Source organism: Poritiphilus flavus, assembly GCF_009901585.1.
GTDB classification, from domain to species: Bacteria; Bacteroidota; Bacteroidia; order Flavobacteriales; family Flavobacteriaceae; genus Poritiphilus; species Poritiphilus flavus.
The window spans coordinates 390759-414785 of record NZ_WXYO01000003.1 but is presented as its reverse complement, the minus strand read 5'-3'; the positions used below and the strand labels follow the sequence as shown (position 1 = coordinate 414785).

At 44.5% G+C, this 24027-nt stretch carries 25 protein-coding genes and 1 other RNA gene; 5 read left to right on the top strand and 21 right to left on the bottom strand.

All coding sequences use genetic code 11. The features are described 5' to 3' along the window. Nucleotides 1–5: 5 nt before the first annotated feature. The 5 genes from GTQ38_RS08845 to GTQ38_RS08825 are packed head-to-tail and all read right to left on the bottom strand — an operon-like array spanning nt 6 to nt 4618. Nucleotides 6–1133: an iron-containing alcohol dehydrogenase family protein gene (locus tag GTQ38_RS08845; RefSeq protein WP_161435133.1), complete on the bottom strand. Its 1128-nt coding sequence runs from the start codon at nt 1131–1133 to the stop codon at nt 6–8. Between the two features lie 4 nt (nt 1134–1137). Beyond that, nucleotides 1138–1839 carry an HAD family hydrolase gene (locus GTQ38_RS08840; RefSeq protein ID WP_161435132.1) on the bottom strand — a complete coding sequence of 234 codons (702 nt, stop codon included), beginning with the start codon at nt 1837–1839 and terminating at the stop codon, nt 1138–1140. Continuing rightward, nucleotides 1830–2558 (bottom strand): 3-deoxy-manno-octulosonate cytidylyltransferase, encoded by a 729-nt coding sequence (gene kdsB / locus GTQ38_RS08835; RefSeq protein WP_161435131.1) that lies wholly within the window; start codon nt 2556–2558, stop codon nt 1830–1832. Before kdsB ends, GTQ38_RS08840 begins: the two co-directional genes overlap by 10 nt. 23 nt (nt 2559–2581) lie before the next feature. Next, nucleotides 2582–3151, bottom strand: a complete 570-nt coding sequence (locus tag GTQ38_RS08830; protein WP_161435130.1) for a DUF4126 domain-containing protein — start codon at nt 3149–3151, stop codon at nt 2582–2584. Between the two features lie 27 nt (nt 3152–3178). Next, the gene (locus GTQ38_RS08825) at nt 3179–4618 is read right to left on the bottom strand and encodes an ATP-dependent DNA helicase (RefSeq protein WP_161435129.1); all 1440 of its coding nucleotides are present in this window, start codon (nt 4616–4618) and stop codon (nt 3179–3181) included. Between the two features lie 263 nt (nt 4619–4881). Between GTQ38_RS08825 and GTQ38_RS08820 the strand changes: the two genes are divergently transcribed. Genes GTQ38_RS08820 through rsmD form a run of 3 tightly spaced genes read left to right on the top strand, consistent with a single transcriptional unit; the run spans nt 4882 to nt 6877 of the window. After that, nucleotides 4882–5532: a hypothetical protein gene (locus GTQ38_RS08820; RefSeq protein WP_161435128.1), complete on the top strand. Its 651-nt coding sequence runs from the start codon at nt 4882–4884 to the stop codon at nt 5530–5532. After that, entirely contained in the window at nt 5510–6340 is an 831-nt protein-coding gene (locus GTQ38_RS08815; protein ID WP_161435127.1) for a DUF3822 family protein, read from the top strand. Before GTQ38_RS08820 ends, GTQ38_RS08815 begins: the two co-directional genes overlap by 23 nt. Next, on the top strand, nt 6341–6877 hold the full coding sequence (gene rsmD / locus GTQ38_RS08810; RefSeq protein ID WP_161435126.1) for a 16S rRNA (guanine(966)-N(2))-methyltransferase RsmD: 537 nt from the start codon (nt 6341–6343) through the stop codon (nt 6875–6877). 9 nt (nt 6878–6886) lie between these two features. Here the strand turns inward: rsmD and rnpB are convergent. Then, an RNA gene (rnpB, locus tag GTQ38_RS08805) (RNase P RNA component class A) lies at nt 6887–7219 on the bottom strand. 145 nt (nt 7220–7364) lie between these two features. On the opposite strand from rnpB, the gene GTQ38_RS08800 reads away from it, so the two are divergent. Further along, entirely contained in the window at nt 7365–9161 is a 1797-nt protein-coding gene (locus GTQ38_RS08800) for a DNA polymerase III subunit gamma/tau (protein ID WP_161435125.1), read from the top strand. On the opposite strand, the gene GTQ38_RS08795 is transcribed toward GTQ38_RS08800, so the two are convergent. Genes GTQ38_RS08795 through GTQ38_RS08765 form a run of 7 tightly spaced genes read right to left on the bottom strand, consistent with a single transcriptional unit; the run spans nt 9156 to nt 15944 of the window. Continuing rightward, complete coding sequence (locus GTQ38_RS08795; RefSeq protein ID WP_161435124.1) at nt 9156–9509, bottom strand: transmembrane 220 family protein; 354 nt, start codon at nt 9507–9509, stop codon at nt 9156–9158. The two genes, GTQ38_RS08800 and GTQ38_RS08795, sit on opposite strands and share 6 nt — an antisense overlap. 10 nt (nt 9510–9519) lie before the next feature. Beyond that, the gene (locus GTQ38_RS08790; protein WP_161435123.1) at nt 9520–10893 is read right to left on the bottom strand and encodes an alkaline phosphatase family protein; all 1374 of its coding nucleotides are present in this window, start codon (nt 10891–10893) and stop codon (nt 9520–9522) included. Between the two features lie 3 nt (nt 10894–10896). Then, a complete protein-coding gene (gene eboE / locus GTQ38_RS08785) occupies nt 10897–12090 on the bottom strand; it encodes a metabolite traffic protein EboE (RefSeq protein WP_161435122.1) in 1194 nt (397 codons plus the stop codon). A 3-nt stretch (nt 12091–12093) separates the two neighbouring features. Beyond that, nucleotides 12094–13260, bottom strand: a complete 1167-nt coding sequence (locus GTQ38_RS08780; RefSeq protein WP_161435121.1) for a 3-dehydroquinate synthase — start codon at nt 13258–13260, stop codon at nt 12094–12096. A gap of 9 nt (nt 13261–13269) precedes the next feature. Continuing rightward, nucleotides 13270–14169 (bottom strand): UbiA-like protein EboC, encoded by a 900-nt coding sequence (gene eboC / locus GTQ38_RS08775; RefSeq protein WP_161435120.1) that lies wholly within the window; start codon nt 14167–14169, stop codon nt 13270–13272. 1 nt (nt 14170) lies between these two features. Then, complete coding sequence (locus tag GTQ38_RS08770) at nt 14171–15079, bottom strand: TatD family hydrolase (RefSeq protein ID WP_161435119.1); 909 nt, start codon at nt 15077–15079, stop codon at nt 14171–14173. Beyond that, on the bottom strand, nt 15072–15944 hold the full coding sequence (locus tag GTQ38_RS08765; RefSeq protein ID WP_161435118.1) for an EboA domain-containing protein: 873 nt from the start codon (nt 15942–15944) through the stop codon (nt 15072–15074). Before GTQ38_RS08765 ends, GTQ38_RS08770 begins: the two co-directional genes overlap by 8 nt. Nucleotides 15945–16107: 163 nt before the next feature. Here GTQ38_RS08765 and miaE point away from each other — a divergent pair, with 163 nt between their 5' ends. Further along, on the top strand, nt 16108–16689 hold the full coding sequence (gene miaE / locus GTQ38_RS08760) for a tRNA-(ms[2]io[6]A)-hydroxylase (RefSeq protein WP_161435117.1): 582 nt from the start codon (nt 16108–16110) through the stop codon (nt 16687–16689). Between the two features lie 639 nt (nt 16690–17328). Here the strand turns inward: miaE and ppk1 are convergent. The 8 genes from ppk1 to pyrR all read right to left on the bottom strand — a co-directional run bounded on the left by ppk1 (nt 17329) and on the right by pyrR (nt 23967). Further along, a complete protein-coding gene (gene ppk1 / locus GTQ38_RS08755; protein WP_161435116.1) occupies nt 17329–19410 on the bottom strand; it encodes a polyphosphate kinase 1 in 2082 nt (693 codons plus the stop codon). Further along, complete coding sequence (locus tag GTQ38_RS08750) at nt 19407–19895, bottom strand: SixA phosphatase family protein (RefSeq protein ID WP_161435115.1); 489 nt, start codon at nt 19893–19895, stop codon at nt 19407–19409. Before GTQ38_RS08750 ends, ppk1 begins: the two co-directional genes overlap by 4 nt. Before the next feature lie 44 nt (nt 19896–19939). After that, on the bottom strand, nt 19940–20587 hold the full coding sequence (gene pdxH, locus GTQ38_RS08745; protein ID WP_161435114.1) for a pyridoxamine 5'-phosphate oxidase: 648 nt from the start codon (nt 20585–20587) through the stop codon (nt 19940–19942). A gap of 88 nt (nt 20588–20675) precedes the next feature. Continuing rightward, entirely contained in the window at nt 20676–21581 is a 906-nt protein-coding gene (locus GTQ38_RS08740) for a ribonuclease Z (protein ID WP_161435113.1), read from the bottom strand. Nucleotides 21582–21680: 99 nt separating this feature from the next. Beyond that, nucleotides 21681–22154 carry a DUF3291 domain-containing protein gene (locus GTQ38_RS08735; protein WP_161435112.1) on the bottom strand — a complete coding sequence of 158 codons (474 nt, stop codon included), beginning with the start codon at nt 22152–22154 and terminating at the stop codon, nt 21681–21683. Beyond that, entirely contained in the window at nt 22151–22489 is a 339-nt protein-coding gene (locus GTQ38_RS08730) for a ribonuclease Z (protein ID WP_161435111.1), read from the bottom strand. Before GTQ38_RS08730 ends, GTQ38_RS08735 begins: the two co-directional genes overlap by 4 nt. Before the next feature lie 8 nt (nt 22490–22497). Continuing rightward, nucleotides 22498–23424 (bottom strand): aspartate carbamoyltransferase catalytic subunit, encoded by a 927-nt coding sequence (locus GTQ38_RS08725; RefSeq protein ID WP_161435110.1) that lies wholly within the window; start codon nt 23422–23424, stop codon nt 22498–22500. A gap of 3 nt (nt 23425–23427) precedes the next feature. Beyond that, nucleotides 23428–23967, bottom strand: coding sequence for a bifunctional pyr operon transcriptional regulator/uracil phosphoribosyltransferase PyrR (gene pyrR / locus GTQ38_RS08720; RefSeq protein WP_161435109.1), 540 nt, complete (start codon nt 23965–23967; stop codon nt 23428–23430). Nucleotides 23968–24027 lie beyond the last annotated feature (60 nt).

The window sequence follows — 24027 nt, the reverse complement described above, 5'->3', positions numbered from 1 at the left end:
AGGGGCTAGATCTTCTCGTAGATAGACCTCAATTTCTCCCGATCTATTTTTTCCAACCAGTTTTTACCAAGGGCGTTTTCCCACAGGGGTTCCATACTCAGTGATATGCTGATCATGGTATCGAATTCCGCTTCCGTCAGCTTGCTGCATACCTTTTGAGGTAAGTTAATATCATTTTTTGCGAGCATTTCTCTAAAAAGGGTTACCCCTTCCGGATAGAATTCCTCCAGATGGGCAAATACCAGGCAGTTTCCAATACCGTGCTTTACTCCCAGGACGTAAGACAGACCATAGCTCATGGCATGCGCCACACCTACCTGAGAATAAGCAATGCTCATACCGCCATGCCAGGAAGCCATCATAAGCTTTTCCCTCGCGGTTTCCTCATTGAGATCGCCCAGGAAAACCTCTTTACAAAGTTCCAGGGCCTTTTCGCCATAGCTTTGACTAAACGCGTTTAAATAAGTGCCGTTCAGGGATTCCACACAATGAATAAAACAGTCCATCCCGGTATAGAACCATTGCACCTTAGGTACGCCTACCAACAGATCGGGATCCAGGACCACCTGATCAAATGTGGTATAATCCGAATTGATCCCCAATTTCCTTTCCGGGCCCATGAGCACCGTTGTTCGGGAAACTTCGGCACCTGTGCCGCTTAGCGTAGGAACGCCCAGGTGATAGATCGCCGGTTTTTCAACCAGGTCCCAACCCTGTAGTTGGGCTGAACTGCCTTTATTGGTTAGCATAATAGAAACGGCTTTGGCCAGATCCAATAGCGTTCCACCTCCTATCCCTACAATACCGGATGGCACTTCACTGAAGTCACTTTTTATTTTCCTGACAAGGGCATCAACCTGATCGGTCTTGGGCTCTTCTTCCGCTGAAATAAAAATGATTTGGTCATTAAAGATCAAGGGGATCCTTGGGATCAGTCCGGTTCCTTCAAAGACATCATCAACCAAAAAAACTACAGGGGCATCCGCATTTTTTCGTACGGGTAACAGTATTTCTCCAAGCTGGTCAAAACTCCCTTTTCCAAAAACCACTTTCTGAACCATCGGGAAGTTCCGATAATTCGTTCTTAATTTATGGGGAGCGCTTGTGAGACCTAATTCCTTTTTTATTTCCATAGCATCAATTCAGGTACTTCAAAACATCAGATAGTTTACCAACGGTTAAATGGTTATTTGTTTGTTCTTCCACAGGAACCTCTTCATGGGCCCAGGTTGTGTGAAACGGCACATGGATGGCCTGAGCACCCAATTCAACTATGGGAAGAACATCCGATTTTAAAGAGTTTCCGATCATCAAAAACTCATTTACCGGAATTTCAAGATGATCCAACAGATTCTGGTAATTTTCAGGTTGCTTGTCACTAAGAACTTCAACGTGATGAAAGTACTTGGAGAGTCCGGATTTCTCTAGTTTGCGTTCCTGATCCAAAAGATCTCCTTTGGTCAGCACGATCAATCTATACTGTTTTTCGAGCTTTCCCAATACCTCCACTACCCCGTCCAAAAGTTCCACTGGCCGAGAGATCATCTCTTTTCCTAGATTCAAAATCTTCGTAATGGTTGTCTGATTGATGTTATTGTTTGAGAGTTCAAGGGCAGATTCTATCATGGAAAGTACAAAACCTTTTATGCCATAGCCATAAAGTTCCAGGTTCTTCATTTCCATCCTAAACAGCTCCTGGTCTACCTTATTTTTGGTCTCATAATGCTCCAGTAAATCCGCGAATTTCTCTTCTGCCTCTCTAAAATAGGTTTCATTGACCCAAAGGGTATCATCTGCATCAAAACCTATGACTTTTATTCCACTGTAATCTATATCCATGCGTCTTTTGCTCTTTCGAGATCTTCCGGGGTATCTATTTCTATTCCACTTACCTGGGTTTCAACCATTTTTATACGCTTGCCATACTCCAGGTAGCGTATGGCCTCGATTTTCTCGGATGCTTCCAATGGCAGCATGGGTAAACGCCTGAAATCCAACAGGGCCTGCTTTCTGAACGCGTAAATGCCTTTGTGTTTATAATGTTTTGTCTGCACTTCCTCAGCCCTGGGATATGGAATTACCGCTCTGGAAAAATACAGAGCAAAATTCCTGTGGTCTACAATGACCTTTACCGTATTCGGATTGTTAATTTCCGCGGGATCTGTGATCTCCGTCATCAAAGATGCCAGGTCTATCTCCTCATTCACATCGTCCTTGAATACCTCCAAAACCCCTGCCAAACTTTTTCGGTCAGCAAAAGGTTCATCGCCCTGGACATTAACCACAATATCTGCCGGGATGGATTCTACAGCTTCCGCGATCCTGTCGCTGCCTGTTTGGTGTTCCTCCCTGCTCATAAGGGCAAGGCCTCCGGCCTGGGTGATGGTATTGTAAATAAGATCACTATCAGTTACCACGTAAACCTGATCGAATAATCCCGTATTGACTGCGGCCTCGTAAGTCCTCAGAATGACAGGTTTTCCGGCCAGGTCCTGCATCAGCTTTCCCGGGAATCTGGAAGCCGCGTAACGCGCGGGTATCATTGCTATTATTTGCATAGGCGAGGATAATGCTTATTACTCTAGGTCTTCGCCCTTGGACGTAGTTTCCTATAAATTGCAAAGATGATAATCAAAATTATGATAACCAAAACAGCAGCAATAACCGGTGCCAATACAGAGGCTGTTGAGACTACGGTTGCCGTTCCTGTCTCTACCAGGGATATGGCCGGATTACCCAAGCCGCCGGTAGTCGCGGTAGATGTAAGCCTGCTGGTTGCTGAAGCACCCTTGATGGCCGTAGCTGTTCCACCACCGGCTATGATAGCCAAAGACCAGGTCACCAGAGGGTCCAGGCCCGCAACCGTCGAAACCATTACGGCTGTTCCGGCAATCGCGGCTAGCGGAATGGCGATACTATCCAGGAGATTATCTACCCAGGGAATAAAATAGGCAAATATTTCAACCACCATTGCAACCCCTAAAGTGATCACTGCAGCAAGGCTTCCTATCCACTCCCAGTTCTCATTGAGTTCCCACATTCCGAAATACGAAGCCAGGCTCAGGGCGAATAAAGGAAGAAAAACCCTGAATCCTACGGAGGCAGCCAACCCCACCCCCAAAAAGATGCTCAATATGGTTTCTGAAGTCATTCCAGGTATACTTTTTACGAATTTAGACTATTCCTCATTGACAAAAAAATCCCTTTTGAATCCGATCAGGTATACCTTTTCACGGGCTCTGGTAATTGCGGTATAAAGCCATCTCAGAAATTCCTTGTCGATTCCCTCGGGAAGATAAGGCTGCTCTACGAAAACCGTTTTCCACTGCCCGCCCTGGGATTTATGACAGGTGATCGCATAAGAGAACTTTACCTGCAATGCGTTGAAGTACCTGTTATTCTTAACGGCGAGGAACTTTTTGTACTTCGACTTCTCGTGAGCATAGTCCTGCTGTACCTCCTGGTAAAGCCTGTTACCGTCCTCATAGGAGAGTGAGGGTGTTTCTGCACGAATGGTATCTAACAACAGTACGGTTTCAAAAGGGCGTTGTTTGGGATAATCCACCATTTGCACCTTGACATCCGCAAATTTGAAGCCGTATAGTTCCTTGATACTGTAGATCTCCAACACCTCTATGATGTCTCCATTGGCGATAAATCCCGCCTCCGAATTTGGGCGCAACCAGAAATAATTATTCTTGACCACCATCAGATAATCACCGGTGGCGATCTCGTTTTCCAGATAAAGTATCCTTTCCCGTATGTTGGCATTGTAAAGGTTTGCCCTTTTATTGGATCTAACTATGAAAACGGTCTCCTCCCTCCCGTTTTCGCGATAGGAATCCTCTATCTTTTCCTGAATGTCATAGCCTTCTGTAAGTCGTACTATATCGTTGAAGTTTGCCAGGTGAAACTTAAAATCATCGTAGAACTGCGTGCGCAACTGCTCTCTCAGATGAGTTGCGTTGCTCAGAATTCCTGAATCTTCGGCCTGCCTTACTACCTCATCCAGTTCCATTTTCTTCACCTGCTTATCATAGTGCCGCTCCAACTTGTTAGCGTCAAGGGCCGGGCTGATATCCAGGCGTACCGGTGGTAATTGAGCAGTATCCCCTATGAGGATGAGTTTGCAACCGTGACCGGAATAAACATATTGCAACAAGTCGTCAAGCAGGGAGCCATTCTCAAAAAGCTTGCTGTCTGTTGGCATATCGGGGATCATGGAAGCCTCATCCACGATAAAGACCGTATTTCTGTGCTTATTCGGTGCAAGTACGAAACGGATACCTCCACCCCGTTCTTTCTTGGGAACATAGATCTTTCTGTGAATGGTGAAGGCTTGTGTTCCCGAATAGCCGGACATTACCTTCGCCGCCCGTCCGGTGGGCGCCATGAGAACAGCTTTCATCCTTGTTTTCCACAAATTAGTAACGATATCGCCAATTATGGTGGTTTTCCCGGTTCCGGCATATCCTTTCAGTAAAAAAAGGGTGTTTTTTTCCTCCGACAGTAAAAAGTTGGCAATTCGCTGCAAAGCCACGGATTGTTTGGCGGTGGGTTCATGCGGAAATTTTTCTTTGAGAAGCTTGAAAAATGAAGTTGGTGTAAGCGTGGTCATAGGATTTCAAATATACAGAGGTTTTTCCGGTAAAGGCCTTAAATCATCCCCAAAAAACCACAAGAACAGGCCGCTGATATTTTGTTGGATAGCTGTGCTCAACCCGAGGCTGATACGCTGTGAAATTTCTCCTGGAAAAAGCCCGGAACAGTACTAAAATTGTGGTGTTAAGCAAGATTAAAAAGCAATTATAAAATATTAGGCAGTTTCCAAAAAAATTGTAGATTTGTGATAACCACTAAATTTAATTAACACTAGGAAAAATGAAAACCATACTACAAATTGTACTTTGGATACTCTGTGTTGTACTTGGATACCTTATCTACAGATCAGTTACAGGTCCTATTGAGTTTAAAAAGGTAAAACAAGAGCGATTTAGCCAGGTCATTGCAAAACTCAAGGACATCCGCAACGCCCAGGAAGCGCATAAAACGGTGACTGGGAAATATGCAAATGATTTTGATAAACTGGTCGCCTTTGTAGATACCGCTCAATACACCATTACACAACAGAGAGATTCTTCGTATATGGAGTATGACGAGGTGTATCAGATCGACCTTTTAAAAGAGGTTAAGATCATAGATACCCTTGGTTTTGTTCCTGTAAAAGATTCCTTATTTGCAAATGACGATCGTTATAAGACCATGATGAACGTTCCTTTCGCGCAGGGTGGTGAGAAGTTCACTATGAAAGCCGATGTTGTTGACAAAGGAGGATACCGGACTTCTGTTTTTGAGGCTATGGTAAATAAAGACGTCGTCCTATACGATCAACCCAAAGATCTTCTTGCGCGCGAGAATGCTCAGATAAGTGTTGAAGAGGTCAACGGAAGCACCATCAAAGTAGGATCACTGACAGAGGTAAGTACCAGCGGTAACTGGCCACCTATTTATGACAAAAAAGGAGATCAATAGCAAAACAGACCTTTCTGAGGAAAGTTATCATAAATTGTCCATTCAGGTTAGCTTGAATGGACTTTCTTTTTGCATCCTTGACACTATCGCGAACACCATAGCATCGAGTAATCGACTGAGCTTCGGAAAGGAGCTGTCTCCCTACGAAGTACAGAAAGAACTCAAGGACTTCCTTCGTGAGAACAGGGTCTCCGATTACAACTTTTCAGAAGTGGTTGCCATTCACAGGAATAACCTGTTCAGCCTGGTGCCAAAATCCCTTTTTGATAAGGATGAACTGGCCAACTATTTGAAGTTCAATGCCAAAATTCTGGCCAACGATCACCTGGAATACGATGAAATTGAGGGTTTTGACATGGTCAATGTATACGTTCCATTCGTCAACATCAACAACTATATCTATGACCTTTATGGGGAGTTTGACTTTATGCACAACGGAACTGTGATGGTACAGTCACTGCTGAATACCCACAAGAACGGCAAAGACCCTGTGGCTTATGTGCACATCGCGGAGCAGCAAATGGATCTGGCGGTGCTGACCAACAAAAGCCTGTTGTTTTACAATAGTTTCAATTTCAAGACCAAGGAAGATTTTATGTATTACCTGCTCTTCACCCTGGAGCAGCTAAAACTGGATACCCAAAACGTTAAGGTAAGATTGTTTGGGGCGGTAGAAGAGGGTGATGAGATCTATTCCCTTTGTTACGAATACATTCAGCACCTTGCGATATTCATACCCTCCAATCCGGCGCTTCCTCTGGCACAAGCCGAAGAGACCATAGATTTTACCGTGCTCAATGCCCTTTAAATGAGGATTATCTCAGGAAAATACAAGGGTAAGCGTATTCTCGCTCCCAGGGAACTACCCGTCCGCCCTACTACGGATATGGCCAAAGAGGCCCTCTTTAATATTCTCAATAACTCCTATTACTTTGAAGATCTGAAAGTGCTGGATCTGTTTTCAGGGACTGGTAACATTGCTTATGAATTCGCTTCAAGAGGATGCAGGCAGATCTACAGTGTGGACCAGGACTATCGTTGCATTAAATTCATATCCAAAACCTCAAAAACCCTTGATCTTAACATTCAGACGATTAAAAGTGATGTTTTTAAGTATCTCAAAAAAACGGATCTAAAGTTCGACATCATATTTGCGGACCCTCCTTACAGATTTGAGCTCAATGATTTTGCTAATATCCCGGAACTGGTCTTTTCCAGGGACCTCCTACTCCCGGACGGTACACTGATCATTGAGCACTCCAAGCACACCGAACTGTCGGAACTGCAGCACTTTAAAACAGCCCGTAAATATGGGGGAAGTGTCTTTAGTTTTTTTGAAACTTAAAAAGGTATAGTAAAAAGCAGGCCATAAGCCGGATTCTGTAAGCTGTATCGCAAAATACAGTCCCTTATCATTTATCTGGGCCCCTGGTTACCCAAAGGCTCTATCCGCCTACCCTTCGGCTTGGGCGTGCTACCCTTAATCGCCGGTATACATGACGTTTCACCGTATAGAGTTTACCTGATTTCACTACAGCATTACCTGTACTTGCTTTCTGTTGCACTTGTCCTACCTTAAAGTATGAGAACTTCAGGGTGACGGGTGTTACCCGCTATACTGCACTGTGGTGTCCGGACTTTCCTCCCTGTGGTAATAAAACAACAGAGCGATAAGGCGACCTGCTGAGTGCAAAGGTACGTCAATCCTGGCTTGCATCCATACGATATTGTTAATAAAAAAATATTAAAACCAGCGAAATCGAACTATTAATAACGGGTGATTTCTATATTTGTAGGTGACCCCCAGGGGTCTGATTAAAGCTACTTTGGCCTTGGAACCTTTTATCGTATCGGCAAGAAAATATCGCCCTCAGACCTTTAAGGACGTGGTGGGTCAGGAAGCCATTACGAATACCCTTCAGAATGCCATAGAAAACAATCACCTAGCGCAGGCGCTCTTATTTTGTGGCCCCAGAGGTGTTGGAAAGACTACTTGCGCGAGAATCCTCGCGAAGCAGATAAACCAGGACGGATCAGAAAGGGACGATGAGGATTTTGCCTTCAATATCTTTGAACTCGATGCAGCTTCGAACAATTCTGTTGATGACATCCGGAGCCTCATTGACCAGGTTCGGATCCCGCCTCAGGTAGGTAAATACAAGGTGTATATCATTGACGAGGTTCATATGTTGTCTCAATCCGCCTTTAACGCCTTTCTCAAGACCCTTGAGGAACCCCCGAGACATGCGATATTCATCCTGGCAACAACGGAAAAACACAAAATAATCCCAACCATACTTTCAAGGTGCCAAATCTTTGATTTTAAGAGGATTACTGTAAAGGACGCCGCCGGATACCTAAAATACATTGCGGAACAGCAGGGAGTGGTGGCAGAAGACGATGCCCTGCACATTATTGCCCAGAAGGCAGATGGGGCCATGAGGGATGCCTTATCCATCTTTGACCGGGTAGTGAGCTTCTCCGGAAAAGAACTCACCCGCAAGGCAGTTACTGAAAATTTGAACGTACTCGATTACGACACCTATTTCACCACAACCGATCTGATCCTTCAGAATAACATCCCTGAGCTGCTGTTGTTGTTTAATGACACTCTGGCCAAGGGCTTTGAGGGACACCATTTTATCAATGGCCTTGCGTCTCATTTCCGGGACCTGATGTTATGTCGGAATCAGGAGACCATTGCCCTTCTGGAGGTAGGTGAAAGAGCCCAGGAACTCTACCTGGAACAGTCCGGAAAAACACCGGAGTCTTTCTTGCTCAAAGCCATGGATATTGCCAACGAATGTGACCTGAACTACAAGGCAAGTAAGAACCATAGACTGCTGGTAGAGCTGTGCCTTATGAAACTGGCATCCATACTTCCTGCCGGTGAAAAAAAAAATCTGATTGATTCCAAAGCGGAGGAGATCGATCTGATCCCGGCTTCTCATTTTACTTCAAGGGATGCGGTTATCAAGCCCGGAAGCCAGGTTTTACAGTCAAATCCCGTTACTATACCATCTACTTCTAGCCTGCAAAATGAAAAAGCGGAACCCGCGGAGGTTGAGCCGGCTGAGACAGTCTCGGAATCAGCAACTGCCATAGCTACAGATCCGGGTATAGCGGTGAGTGAACCTATAGCTAAACCTAAGATCAAGGAGCGGGAAAAAAGGGTTTCCGGCCTCTCCATATCCAGCTTAAAGGCGAAAAAAGCCCATCAGGAAAACAAGCGGGAAGAAGTGCTTGATCCTGAACAGCTGCCCAGGGAATCCTTTACCGAAGAGGAAATGCAGAAGCATTGGACCCATTTTGTAAGAAAACTTGAAAAAGAAGGAAAAAAGATCCTGGCCTCAAGCCTCAGTACAGATGTCCCAAAACTAACAGAAGATGAGGTCCTTGCGATAGAATTGCCCAATGGCACCATGAAAAAGGAGATCGAAAGGGAAAAGGCGGACCTGCTTCAATATCTGAAGGAAAATCTCCAAAATCACTTCATTCGCTTAAAGATCACTGTCAACGAGGAAAGCGCGAAGAAATTTGCCTACACTCCTGAAGAGAAATACGAAAAACTTCGGGAAAAGAACCCTGCAATAGATATACTGAGAAAGGAATTCGACCTGGATCTATGATCGGCTGCGCATACGTGCGCCAATGGCATAAACCAGCATCACCACGGCAACAATAAGCAATCCAAGGGCTTCTCTGGCCCTTTCGATATTTACAATATCACCCTGGCCTATCTCTACTCCTTCAAACTTTTCCGGCCATAACATAAAGGTCCCTCCAAGGTATAATACAGCCAGAATAACAGCAGTTAAAAAACTTAGTCTTTTTACAAGAAAAAGAATGGAAGCCAATATGGCCAGCCCGTAGATCGCGAACCATAAATAGGCATCCGGGTCGTTGAACTGTACAATTGCCGCGTAGGCAAAAAGGATCGAAAAAAGAATGGCAATTCCATTGAATAGCGTTTTCATGGGAACGGTTTTAGTTTATTAAATGGTCTTCGAGCAGATGGAAAACCTCCGTAGCACTCAGGGTATCCGGGAGGCTCAGTCGTGCTTTATTTGATATAAAAATAGGATAATCTTCCTCATTTTCAGGTATTCTGCCATGGGATCCTTTAACCAATTCCGCTTTAAGTGGAATAACATTCATTACCGTTCGAAACCCAAGTTTCTTTTTCAACAGCTTCCCCGCGATCTTTGGAACCACCAGTTTATCCTTAGGATCCGTAAACAATTCCACAGGGTCGTAACCCGGTTTTTTATGAATATCCACCATACGTGCAAAGTCCGGGGCTTTTTTATCGTCCTCCCAGAAATAATAGGTAAACCAGGAATCCTTATCAGCAACTGCAACCAGATCACCACTGCGTTCGTGATCCAGGTGATGTTCTTTAAGGCTGTCTCCATAAAGTACTTTCTCAACCCCAGCTGTATTTCTGAGGAGATTAGCTACTTCCTCCATAAGGGAGCTGTCGTTCAGGTAAATATGAGCCAGCTGGTGATCAGCGACGGCAAAGGCGCGACTGGCACCTGCATCCAATAGCTCCAGCCCTCGTTCCACCCTGATACCGAGATATCCTTTTTTCCTTAGAGCGCGATTCAAATGCACTGGATTTTTAACATCTGTAATACCGTATTCCGAGAGTAGAACTACCTGAGTGTTTCTAGACTCATAATAGGTTACCAATTGTTCAACAACCTTATCGATCTCCTGCAGATCTTTTCCAATCTTATCAAAATCAATTCCGTATTTCTGCAGCCCGTAATCCAGGTGTGGCAGGTATACCAGACTCAGGGTGGGATCGTACAGTTTATCCGTTTTTACAGCCGCGTCTGCAATCCACTGACTGGCTTTGACGGTGGTCCTTGGACCCCAAAAGTGAAACAAGGGAAACATGCCTAACTCTTGCTGCAGGGTGTCTCTAAGTTCAGGAGGATGGGAATAACAATCCGGGATTTTCCGACCGTCCGCCAGGTAGTTTGGTCTTGGAGTTACGCTGTAATCTACCGTGGAATACATATTATACCACCAGAACAGATTGGCACAGCTAAAATCCGGATCCAGAGCTTTTAGTTTCTCCCAGATCTTTTCGCTGCGGACCAATTTGTTGCTTTGCCTCCAGAATTTTACTTCGCATTCCTCCTTAAAATACCAGCCGTTGCCCACAATACCGTGCTGGTCTGGCCATTTACCAGTGAGATAGGTGGATTGGGCTGAACAGGTAACCGCTGGAAGTACAGGTTTAATTGAAGAAGCCTCAGCCTGTTCCATAAATTTTCTGATAAAGGGAGTATAGTCTCCGATTAGTCTTCGGGACAATCCCACAATGTTTAGAACAGCTGTATTATTCATGGTTTATAACTTCTCCTTTAACCAATGGATCTCGCGAACAATAGAAGTGGATATATCTTTTTTTAATTCCGCCGGAAGTACATCCCAGGTGTATGTTTCAACTTCCAGGTGCTCCGATACCGGATTTTCACTAAGATATGCTATCACATCCAGAATCTGGTCTTGTGTTGAATAGAGCGGAGGGAATTTTTCCAGAAAGATGGGAACATGAAAATGTGCCCGCAATTCAGTAAAGGCTTTTGAACTGTAGAGCACTTCTGGAAGGTCCGAATAGGTATGCACTCCATCTGGCTGTTTTTCCGTAACCTGGTGCAGATAAACCGGTTCGTTGAATTGGGAGAGGGATTCCCAGATCGCGTCGCGTTCAAACCCCTCAAACAGTATTTTTAAGGCCGCACTCACCTGAATTTTCCCAATTTTTATCCCTTCTTCCTCAAAGCGTTTAAAGGTTTCCGCTGCATCCTCGTAAGCCAGTGAAAAATGGCACACATCATAGCAGACATTGATATATTTCAGGGTCATTTCCCTTGACTCCTGCTCATTTAAACCAAGAGGTCCTTTTAGTTCTTCAAGGGCTATAGGAAGCAAATAATCCTGAAAGAAAGCCACTACTTCGTCGCTATTCTCAAGTAAGCCATCCGGTTCCGGTTCTATATCCAGATGCATGTATTTTCCTGTGTTTTGCTCAAGCTTGTATAAATTGATGATCAGCTCCACAAGATTTTTAGCACCTTTTGTAAAGGCGTCCTTTTTCTGTCCTTCACCAGGATACCAGTATTTGTAACTTATAGGGGAGGTAGATATCCCACCGTTTATGCCTTCCGGTAACAGAACCGCCAATTGGTCGAACAATCTCTTGGTATAGGTAAGCCTTTCTGTTGTGGTCCAGTCCGGACTGTGAACCTGTTCTTTTACAACTTCATTGTGAAAATTGCCGTAGGGAAAGCCATTCATCGTGAACACATAAATGCCTTCATCGTCTAACCACTTTTTGAATTCCAGTAATTCCTGGCCAGTACCCAGTTCTTCGCTAGCCCGGTTAGATAGCCTTAAACCAAGTCCAAAAGGTTGGTCTTTACTAAGTTGTGCCTTGATCCCTGGCACATAAGTCTTAAGTCCGTGCAATGTGGTATTCCAGTCCTGACCCGGATGAATGTTAGTACAATAGGTAAGATGAAATTTCTGGTTCAGGTGCATTTTTCAGGCCACATTTAATTTGGATCGCCTGTTCAATAACTGCAAAGCCTTTCTCATAACCTTCAGGTCTATCTCGTGGACATCGTACTTTTTCCCGATTCCGGAGATCAGGGTTATGGTCAGTTGCCCTCCCAGATGTTCCCGAAACTCTTCCAAACCACCCAGAAGTTCTTCTGTTTCGCTTTTGTTTTTAATGGGAATAAAGAGGTCAAAACCAAGGTCCTGCAATACATTGATCGCTTTATCAAGGGTGGTGTCATCGATGAATTCCATCAGGCAGGCATAGGTCAGGTCTAATGCGATCCCTTTGGCTACTGCCTCACCATGACGCAATTTGTGATTGGTCATTTGCTCCAGCTTATGGGCAGCCCAATGCCCAAAATCCAGCGGCCTGGAAGAACCGCTTTCAAAAGGATCACCTCCTTTTGCAATATGTTGCATATGCAGTTCTGCGCATCTATAGATGACATATTGCATGGCATCCATATCCCGCTTTTTCAGTTTAATGGCATGATCACTGAGATATTTGAAAAAGGCTTTATCCTTTATCAGGGCCACTTTTACGGCTTCGGCGACCCCGGAGATCCAATCTCTTTGCCTGAGGGTAGTTAGAAACTCGCTATCATTAATAATTGCAAAAGGCGTAGCGAAGGTACCCACGAAATTCTTCTTGTTAAAAAGGTTTACCCCATTTTTCACCCCTACCGCGGCATCGTTCTGAGAAAGTACCGTAGTGGGAATGCGAATGAGTTTAACCCCTCTATGAGCGATAGACGCGGCATATCCGGCCATGTCTATAACAGCCCCACCTCCGATAACTACCACAAATGAATGCCTGCAAACCCCTTTTTCGTCAATGGCTTCAAGTAGTTTAGTAGTTGAATTACCCTTATTTTTTACGTTTTCTCCTCCTTTTACAATTAGGGTATCCAAATGAAGTAAGTTGTCTTTATGGGTCTTACAATAAGACTTAATGGAAGCTGCCAGGTAAGGGTGGTTCTGATGCACTCCACTATCCAATACAAAAAGCAACTTAACTTGTTCTTCCGGCTTGTAGGAGGCAATAATATCCCTGAACAGCAGATTGTCAGGGGCAAAGATATTTTGGGTAAAATACAACTGATAGTCATATGTTACGGTAAAAGTCTGCGATATGGGCTTAAACTGCATATATTCAAATTAGGTAACAGCAAACAATTTTGACAGGGCCATGGAAAGGGGTAACAAAAGTAGCACCAACAATCCATACCACCAAACACCAAAACCTGCCGCCCATGAAGCATCCAGAATTACGAGCCCCAGAACTCCTGAGATTACCGCTTTCCTGATCAATTCCGCGGAATTGTTCCTGTAGGCTCTGAACAAGGGCAAATACACCGAAAAAGCAAAAAGGCCAAGGAACGGTAACACTTGCCAAGCGTCGGTCAGCTGGTTTGGAACATTAATCAGAACGCCAAAAACCACTATTGCGTATAATATTCCGGCCCAAATTAAATGTTTCCGGTTATTCCCGTGTACTTCACCCCTGCTGATCAGGGTTATGGCAAAAATGTAAATCAATGGAATTATGGCTAATTTCCATTGGGCTATGCTTCCCATTACGGAGATGCCAAGGATAAGATTCAGGCCCCTGCAGATACCCATATTCAAGGGGCCAAAAAATACGTTCTTATTGGATACTGCATCGTACAGCACTATGCTACACGCCAATACCAGTGCTATCACCCCGCTTAATGTACCTACAAGAAATGCGAAGACCACACCCAAAAACAATAAGGAAAAACCGAAAAAAGCTGCCGAGCCCGGTTTTATCAAACCGGAAGGGATCGGTCTTTCGGGTCGTTCAAGCCTGTCGATTTCCGCATCAAAATAGTCATTAAGCACCACTCCACCTGCATAGAGCAAAACTGAGGCGCAAATAAGAAAAAGACAATCCAACAATAAATTGGATGCAGACGGCTCCTGTCCTAAACTGGAGACAAGGCCGGCAATTGCCAAGCCAGCGAGTATATCAGCGGCCGCGGTAGGAAGGTTTGCTGGTCTGGTAAGCTGTAGATAGCCTTTGAGGACCGGACCCATTCTAGCTGATTTGATCCGAGTCTATACGGGGTTCCTGACCCCTTAAGACACTGTTGTCATTATATAATTGCGTCTGGTTGATCCCGGCAGGTTTAAGCCAATGGGATTCCTTCATCTTGCCATTTTTGCTAAATGCCTGCAGGGCGTTACTATAGCAGGTTTTAACCACGTCTTCCCTCACTATACCCCTTTTAAGCATCAAAGAAGCGGTTTTAGGTACCGCAAGTGGGTCACTAACCCCCCAGTCTGCAGAACTATCCACAATGATATCGGTACTGCCAAACCGCCTTACTACCTCAACCATACGCTCATTTCCCATTTTGGTCTTTGGATAGATAGTAAATGCCGCGATAAATCCACGATCCAGAACTTCCTGTACCGTCTCTTCATTATTGTGATCAATTATTACGTTAGACGGGTCAAGGCCGTGTTCAAGGCAAACTTCCATACTTCGTATAGTACCGGCTTTTTTATCCCTGTGCGGGGTGTGTACCTGGACGGTCATATCAAGCTCTTTGGCAAGTTCAAGCTGTGCCCTGAAGTACTTGTCTTCCGCGGGAGTCTGATCATCATAACCTATCTCCCCAACGGCCACTACGTTTTCCTTGTGTAAATACAGGGGTAGTAATTCCATAACCTGTTCCGCAAGAGCCTCGTTATTGGCTTCCTTGGAATTCAATCCAATGGTGCAATAGTGCTTAATCCCGAACTGACTCGCCCGGAAAGGCTCCCATCCAACCAGGCTACTGAAATAGTCCTGAAAAGAACCTACCTGAGTTCTGGGCTGGCCCAACCAAAAGGAGGGTTCAATAACTGCCACTACACCTGAAGCGGCCATGGCTTCGTAATCATCCGTTGTGCGTGAGGTCATATGCACATGCGGGTCGATATAGATCATCTTATCACTCATAACTTATCTGGTCTTTTATATTAGCCCAGGTAATTTTACCTGAATTTATTTCTTCTTTTAGGTCGGGATACCCTTCCAGCAGGGATTGCGCTTCAGTCTTGTCTGAGTTGAAACAGCATAGTGCGGCGGCACGGTTTTCAGCGACATTTTCACTCGCGAACAGTCGTTTCATATCGTCGAGCAGGCCCTCTTCAATAAAATTGCTGACCGGTCTCCAAAATGAAGGGTCAACGTCCCTGGAGGCCGCCCATCTTTCATGAGCATAATCCGAAATGATCCTGGCGAGGTCCGCATTCGCCCTTTTATCTGCATCCAGAATGGTATTGAGATCCCTCTGCATAAAGGCAGCTTTAAGATACATCTGGTTCCATTGCTGGTCGTTGAAATATTCGGCCGGATAAGGGTTTCTACTGGAAATAGCGTCAAATACCGTCGCGATATTCGTTCGTAGTGACTCCACCGCGGCGTTCTTAAAGTCTTCAGCGTTTGGCAGAAGCGCCAGATACCTCAGAAAGGTTTCCAACTCGCTGGTATCCGCAATCTGAATTAAATTGGCCACCTTAGGTGAAAAATAACTTCTATCTTCCTCTAAAACGGCACACAGAAGGTAAATTCTGGCTAGCTCCAGTACCCGGGTGTTATGTTGTTTGAAATAGTTTGTCAGATCAGGATCCCCATCGGATAGCTCCAGATATGTATCCTTATCTATCTTATTGGCAAGGAGGCTATAAGTAAGATACAATTCTCTGGCCGAGGGCTCAGAGAGGATCTTTTGAAGTTTTTCCGATATCCAATCCCTGGTATCTTCGGAAATATTCGTAGTCAGTATCGTAAGAAGTTGATCTGCACTGATCGTCGATTGCATGAATTCAGTCGTTTTACCCGGATTAGCCCCGAAACTCCTGTAAAGTTCCTTAGTTTCAAAGATATTAAGATAACTAGAAACAATTGAATTTATTATCCCTAATTCCTTTGATTAATGGTGTTTTAGTTCGTCCAATCTTCATAATTTTACAAAAACTTCAAAGATGCTGGGACTTCAGTTACCTACAGACCCTCGTTGGGTGAATATTGTTGAAAAGAATATCGATGAGATCCTTACGGATCACGCCTTTTGCGAACAGAAAGCGGCAAGTACGGCGATTTCTCTGATCGTTTCCTATCCGGAGTATCCGGAACTGGTACAGGAAATGATCTCGCTTTCCAGGGAGGAGATGGGTCATTTCAAAATGGTGCACGATCGCATATTGGCGCGAGGAAAAACCCTGGGTCGGTACCGCAAGGACGACTATGTTATCGCCCTGATGAAGTTCTTCCCCAAAGGAGGAGACCGGGTAACACAATTGGTCCACCGGTTATTGTACGCAGCTTTGATAGAAGCCCGGAGTTGCGAAAGATTCCGCTTGCTTTCCGAAAAGCTGGAAGACCGGGAACTGGCAGAATTCTATCACAAGTTAATGATCAGTGAAGCAGGGCATTATACTATGTTCTTAAAGTTCGCCCGGAAGTATGGAGACCGCAAGGAAGTAGATGAGAAGTGGCAAAAACTCCTGGAGTACGAGGCAGAGATTATGAAAGACCTGGGGAAGAAGGAGACGATACACGGGTAGTTCAGTGGGCAGTAAACAGTAATCAGTAATCAGTGAACAGTGAACAGTAATCAGTGATTTTCTGATATCAACTTCACAATTTCACAGTTTTACAGTTTTACATTCGTACATTTTCAAATCTCCCAGTCCTCAAATTGCTACATGGCTACATTTCCACATATTTTAATTAGTTCCTTTTCTGCTTTTAAACTGCAGTGTCCGGGGTTAATTTAATTTTGGGGTGGGGTTTAGTACCCCTGGTTCAGTAAACAGTAATCAGTGAACAGTGAACAGTGAGCAGTTCTCCCCGGTATAGTTGATGGTTGATAGTTGATAGTCTGTGTACAGTGTAAGATGGATATACGATGTACGATGTACGATATTAAATACACGATATAGGCTCTTCAACGTATTTTGCAAATAATTCAAGAATTCGTCTAAACATCCAAACCTCCAACAATCCAACAGTCTAACTATCCAGCCATCCAATAGTCTCACCAGTCTAGCCATTCAAACATCTAACCATCTAACAAGTCTAGCAATCCAACCATCTAACAGTCTAGCCGTCTACCCCGTCGAACCATCTTACCGTCCAAGCATCCAACAAATCCAACCATCTAACTATCTAACCCTCCATCCATCTAATCATCTAACAATCCCCTACTCCTTAGCCTTTTCCAAATAGTAATCGTACATGGCAAATTGGGAACGCACTTTTTTCTTGTCGTTCTTTCTGTAAGCGTTGTCCTGATCTTTGTTGAAGACCCTGGCCTTTACGTTGTCTTTCCAGGAAATCTCAAAGGTATCCAGTAGCTCCTTCTTAATACCTTTATCGTAAATTGGGCAGCCTACCTCCACGCGATTATCCAGGTTCCTTGTCATCCAATCCGCTGAGGAGATATAGACTTTCGGATCTTCCTCATTGCAGAAAATGAATACTCTTGGATGTTCCAGAAACTTGTCCACCACGCTAATAGCTTCAATATTCTCACTCATCCCATTCACCCCGGGGATCAGGCAGCAGATTCCCCTGATGATCAGTTGGATCTTTACCCCTGCTCTACTGGCTTCATACAATTTATCCACCATCTCGTAAGAGGTAAAACTGTTCATCTTGATCTTGATATAAGCTGGCTTTCCTACAATGGCGTTGGCTATCTCATTGTCTATGAGTTTCTTGAATTTGGACTTGGTGTAGTGCGGTGAAACTATCAAGTGTTTGTATTTGTTGATCTTGTAGGTGGTCTCAAAAAAGTTAAATACTTTATTGAGTTCTTTTAGAATAGCATCATGGGAGGTAAAAAGCGTATAGTCCGTGTAGATCCGCGCTGTTGATTCGTTAAAATTCCCGGTACTGACAAAACCGTAACGCTTAACCTCATTATCTTCTTCCCGCTCTATGACACAGATCTTACTGTGTACCTTAAGCCCTGGAACTCCAAAGATGAGCTTCACACCTTCAGCCTGAAGCTGTTCCGCATATTGGATATTGGCACGTTCATCAAAACGGGCCTGTAACTCAATCTGAACTGTGACCTGCTTTCCATTCTTAACCGCATTGATCAGAGAAGCCGCTACCTGCGAGTCATTAGCGAGGCGGTATACCGTGATCTTTATACTGCGGACCTTTGGGTCCAGAGCCGCTTCTCTCAGAAACTTAATGATGTACGCGAAGGTGTGATATGGGGTATACATCAGATAATCCTTCCTGGAAATGGCTTCGAGTATACTTCCTTCAAGGCTCAGGCCCTTAATGGGCAGCGGGGTGATCTTGTCGTAGAGCAGATCTGTTCTACCCAGGCTTGGAAAGCCCATATAATCCCTTCTGTTGTGATATCGCCCTCCTGGAATAACGCTGTCCGTTTCCTCTATGTTCATTTTTTCTTTTAGAAACTTCAAGGTGTCCTGTTCTATGCTCTGGTCATAAACAAATCGAACAGGATCGCTGATCTTTCGGTGTTCCACGCTGGAGGAGATCTTTTCTATAAAACTCTTACTGAGATCGTTATCCATATCCAATTCCGCATCCCTGGTGATCTTGATCATATGGGCGGTAATGGATTCGTAGGTAAACATATTAAATATGCTTCGTAACGAATAACGGATGAGGTCGTCCAGGATCATGATATAGTTGCGGTCTCCTTCCTTGGGTAGCACAATAAAGCGATCAATCTCTTTGGGGATCTCAATAAGCGCGTAACGCACCTCTTTGTCCTTCCCTTTACGGCTGCCATCAGAGTCGATGAGTACCATTTTAATGGCCAGGTAAGCGGCGGTATCCTTTAGCATTGGAAATTCCGTGAGATCATTAAGAATGATGGTCATCAGTACCGGGCTTACATTTTGTATGAAATACCGCTTTACAAACTCCTCCTGAGACTCCTTAATGCCCGTTTCATCTACTATAAAGATATTCTGGGCCTCCAGTTCCTCTTCAATATTGTCCAGGATGGCCTGACTTTTCGCCTGCTGTTTGATCACCACGGCCGTAATCTCTTCAAGCAGATCCTTTGCCTTTTCGCCACCGAGAACGCTCTTACCGGTCTTTCCGGCTTCCACAATACGTTTTACCGTGGCATATCTCACCTTGAAGAATTCATCCAGGTTGTTTGAAAAAATCCCCAAAAACCGGAGCCTCTCGATCAGCGGGACATTTTTGGCGGTACTCTCCTGCAATACGCGTTCATTAAAACTAAGCCAGCTGATCTCGCGGTTTATATATTGGTTTTTGGTTTTATTCATTGATTTAGTTGTTTTGGAAATAGCATTTTTTTTGTGGTTCCGCCAGAGACCTGATCCCAGGAATCTATATCGAATTCCAGATGCACCAAACCGGATGTAGGAACATTTCCCACGGCTTCGCTACCCCATTGATTGGCAACATTGGTAAAAGCGTAATTATGACCAAAGATCATCACGGTATCCAGGGAGTTATCCAAACCCTGGACAAAAGTCATTACAGATTCCCCTGAAAAATCGTATAGGTTGTTTTCTAGCCTGAAATTTTCAAAAGGAAAATCCAACGTCCGTAAAAAAATAAGGCAGGTGTGCAGAGCTCTGTTTGCCGGACTCGAAAATACCGCATTAATTTCAGGCATACTGAATTGAAAGGCTTTGGCAACCTTACGGGCATCATTTATCCCTCGTTCTTTCAGTGGCCTGTCCTTATCTCCTACCTCATATTCCCAGGAGGATTTGCCGTGTCTTACCAATATTAATGTTTTCATTTTCTTTTAATTCTTTGTGTTATCCAGGCTTTCTATAATGGCCATTATGGCGCGAGCCGTTCTACTTTCCAGTGAAAGTCCTGCTGCAACTCAAACCGTATTCTGTCGTGCAATCTATTCGGCCTGCCCTGCCAGAATTCCATGGAAACAGGTCTTACCAGGTATCCTCCCCAATCCTCAGGTCGGGGGATCTCTTTCCCGGCATATTCCACTTCAAGCGCTTTCAATTGTTCTTCCAAATACTCCCTTGAGGGAATTACACTACTCTGCCTGGATACCAGGGCACCCAGCTTGCTTCCTTCGGGCCGTGATTCAAAATAGCCATCAGACAAATTAGCGGCAACCTTTTCTGCAGTACCCTTGATAATAACCTGCCTTTCCAGACCAGGCCAGAAAAATGAAAGGCATACATTGGGATGCTGCGCAATTGCTTTGCCCTTTTCGCTCTCGTAATTCGTGTAAAAAATGAAGCCCTCGTAGGTATATTTTTTTAGTAATACCACCCGGGATTTTGGGTAACCATCCAGGCCAATGGTTGAAAGCGTCATTGCATTGGGTTCATCTGCAGTGCCCGCTGCCTCTGCTTCGTAAAACCACTTCTGAAACAACTCCATGGGATTGTCAGAAACGGTTGCCTCTGACAGGGAGCTTTTTTCATAAGATTTCCGGTAATTTCCAAGATCTTTTTGCATGGAATGAAATTCTTATCCAAGATAAACAAAGTTGGGAAAAAGGGAACTATCCAAGGCGGGTAAATGCGGTAAACTTTAAGGACTATTTTCAGAATTCAAAAAGCTTGCCATCTGCGGCCAGCAGGGTATTTGGAAAGATCCTTTGAGCTTCTTCCAAAAAACTATCAGGATTGCGATACCTGGTAGAAAAATGACCCAGGATCAATTGCCCTACCTCAGCGTCCCGGGCTATGGTCGCGGCCTCGCCGGCCGTGGAATGTTTCGTTTTCTTTGCAAGACCGGCCTCAGATTCAAGGAAGGTCGCTTCGTGATAAAGCACATCGACCCCTCTAATCAACGGGATGATATCCGGGTAGTAAGCCGTATCACTGCAATAGGCATAATGCTTGGGCTCAGGCGGATCCAGGGTAAGTTCCTGGTTTGGGATAACACGACCGTCTTCCAGGGTAACGGATCCTCCATTTTTGATCTTTTGAAAGTATTCTTTTCCAATGCCGAATTCCCTAACAGCATCAATATTTAGTTTTCGTTCCGAGTAAAAGGAAGTAAAACGGAACCCGTTAGTATAGATCCTGTGCGCCAGCGGAATTGTGCTTACCTCAACTCCGGCGTCCTGAAAAAGTAGCAGGGGTTCTTTTGAATCCAGCTCGTGAAAGATCAGGGGGTAACTGGTCCAGGAATCCGCAAGCTTAAACAGCAGCGTAATGGCTTCTTTTATTCCTTTGGGCCCGTAAATATGCAACTCTTTTTCGCGCCCCAGCAGTCGGAAGGTGGAAATAAGCCCTGGAAGGCCAAAAAAATGATCTCCGTGCAGATGCGAAATAAAAATGTGGTTGATCCTGGAGAACTTCACCTTATTACGCCTGAGTTCCACCTGTGTTCCTTCCCCGCAGTCTATGAGAAACAGATGGTTCCTGATCTCGAGGATCTGGGCAGTTGGGTTACTAAGTGTTCTAGGCGTGGCAGCGTAACAACCAAGGATGTGAAGTTTCATTAAAACTGAAGATTTACCGTTCGCGAAAATTGAACATCCTTAATCCGGAATATGGGTCTCCAAAGATTTGGAGCTTGCTTAAACCTATCTGGTGCCATTTTAACTGCTGTGGTCTTCATAGGAAACTGCATCTTCAGGTTTGAAGGAACTTTTAAATGTGAAGGCCCATGGCGTTTCTCCCATTTCGTTTAGGTATGCCAATCGTTGCTTGGCCTCTTCTACCGTTGGCCTGTACCCGGAAGGCACATACCAACAGCACATATGCATTTCCTTCATTTTGGAGAACCATTCCTTTCTCCTTTTAAATATCTCAACATGAGCGGATTGATAGGTAAACTGAAATAAAGATTCCACAGATTCCCAAACCGACATATTAACGATCATATATTCGTCCTCAAAAACTGCCATGGAAGTGGCATTGTTGGATTCGTCCTTAAGTCTCCATATAAATCCGTCGCTGCTTTCGGCCAAAGCATTTATCCTATCCAGGTTTGCCACGAAATCAGCCATAACAGGACTATCTATAGGTCCAAGAATACGGCCAATATTGATCTGAGCCAGCTCGTACTTCATAATTCCAGATCCAGATCGCGTTCGATTTCCTCCATTTCAATGATATCCCTGGCCTCCTGCAAGCTGGGTACAACACACATTTCATCAGGTACATCCTCGTAAGACAGCTTATCGGTGACCAGTACAAATGACTTGCGCGCACCTCTATGAACGTTGGAAAGTTGGAGGAATTCCAGAATATCATCGGCCTTGAGCGCTGAAAAGGAGAATAGATTCACAACAATATTGTCATTTTTTAGTCTGGGATATGCTTTGGTAAGGTTTTTCAGGAAAGCTTGCAGAGATATATCTTCCTGAAATACTGTTACCGTATTGCCTTTTTTGTCAAAGATCATAATTCTTTCTATTTGATTTTTGAGGCTAGCAGGTAGATCACAGCCATTCGTATGGCCACCCCGTTCTCCACCTGGTCCAAGATAATGGACTGACCGGAATCCGCCACATCACTGGTAATTTCAACTCCCCGGTTTATAGGACCGGGGTGCATGATCACTATCTCTTTTTCCAGGCTTTCCAGCAGGTTTTTATTTATTCCGAATTGCTGGGTATATTCCCTGGTTGTCGGAAAATAACTGATGTCCATCCTTTCATTTTGTATTCGAAGCATATTGGCAACGTCGCACCAATTGAGTGCCTTCACCAGATCCGTCTCTACGCCAACACCAAGGGATTCGACATGCTTGGGAAGCAGGGTTCTCGGTCCGCAAACCTTAACATTGGCACCCTGTAGTTGCAGTGCGAATATATTGGAAAGTGCTACTCTTGAATGCAATATATCCCCAACGATCACCACATTTTTACCTGCCACATCACCCAACTTCTCCCTGATGGAATAGGAATCCAGTAAGGCCTGAGTAGGGTGTTCATGGGCTCCGTCACCGGCGTTAACTATAGAGGCATTTACGTGTTTCGCCAGAAAGATCCCGGCGCCTGGATTGGGATGCCTCATAACCACCATGTCTACTTTCATAGACAGGATGTTGTTAACCGTATCAATAAGCGTCTCCCCTTTTTTAACGGATGATTGGGCAGCGGAAAAATTGATCACATCGGCTGAAAGCCGTTTTTCCGCAAGTTCGAAGGAAAGTCTGGTACGGGTGCTGTTCTCAAAAAAGATGTTCGCAATAGTAATGTCCCTTAGGGATGGTACCTTCTTGATTGCCCGGTTAATTACTTCCTTAAAATGATCGGCAGTTTCAAAAATGAGCTGTATATCCTTTTCGTTCAGATATTTAATGCCTAACAAGTGCTTTACACTTAATTCGCTCATAGTCTATTTATTAATCAAATAAATCACGTCTTTGCCGTCATTTTCTTCCCACATTACTTTAACCTTTTCCTCATTGATCGCGTCAACCTGCCTGCCTCTATAATTCGGTTGTATTGGCAAGTGCCTGCTGAACCTCCGGTCTATCAGGGTAAGTAATTCTATTTCACTGGGCCTGCCGAAAGACTGTATAGCTGTAAGCGCGGCCCTTATGCTACGGCCGGTATAAAGCACATCATCAATAAAAACAACCTTTTTTCCCTCTACCAGGAAGTTAATTTCCGTACTGCTCGCTTCAAGGGTTTTATCTCCTCTTCTGAAATCATCCCTATAAAAGGTAATGTCCAGAAAACCTAGATCAATACGTTTTACTCCGTACTCTTCTTTGAGAATCTTTGTAAGTCTTTGGGCCAGAAATGTGCCTCTCGGCTGAATCCCAACCAGCACGGTGTGCTTAAAATCCAAATGATTTTCTAATAGTTGACAGGCCAATCGGTGAAGTATGATGTGTATTTCTTTAGAGGAAAGCAGTACTTTTTGACTCATGGGCTCCTTGACCAACTCTTTAGTGACGCAAAAATAGGGATTTCTATGCAAAAGGGAACA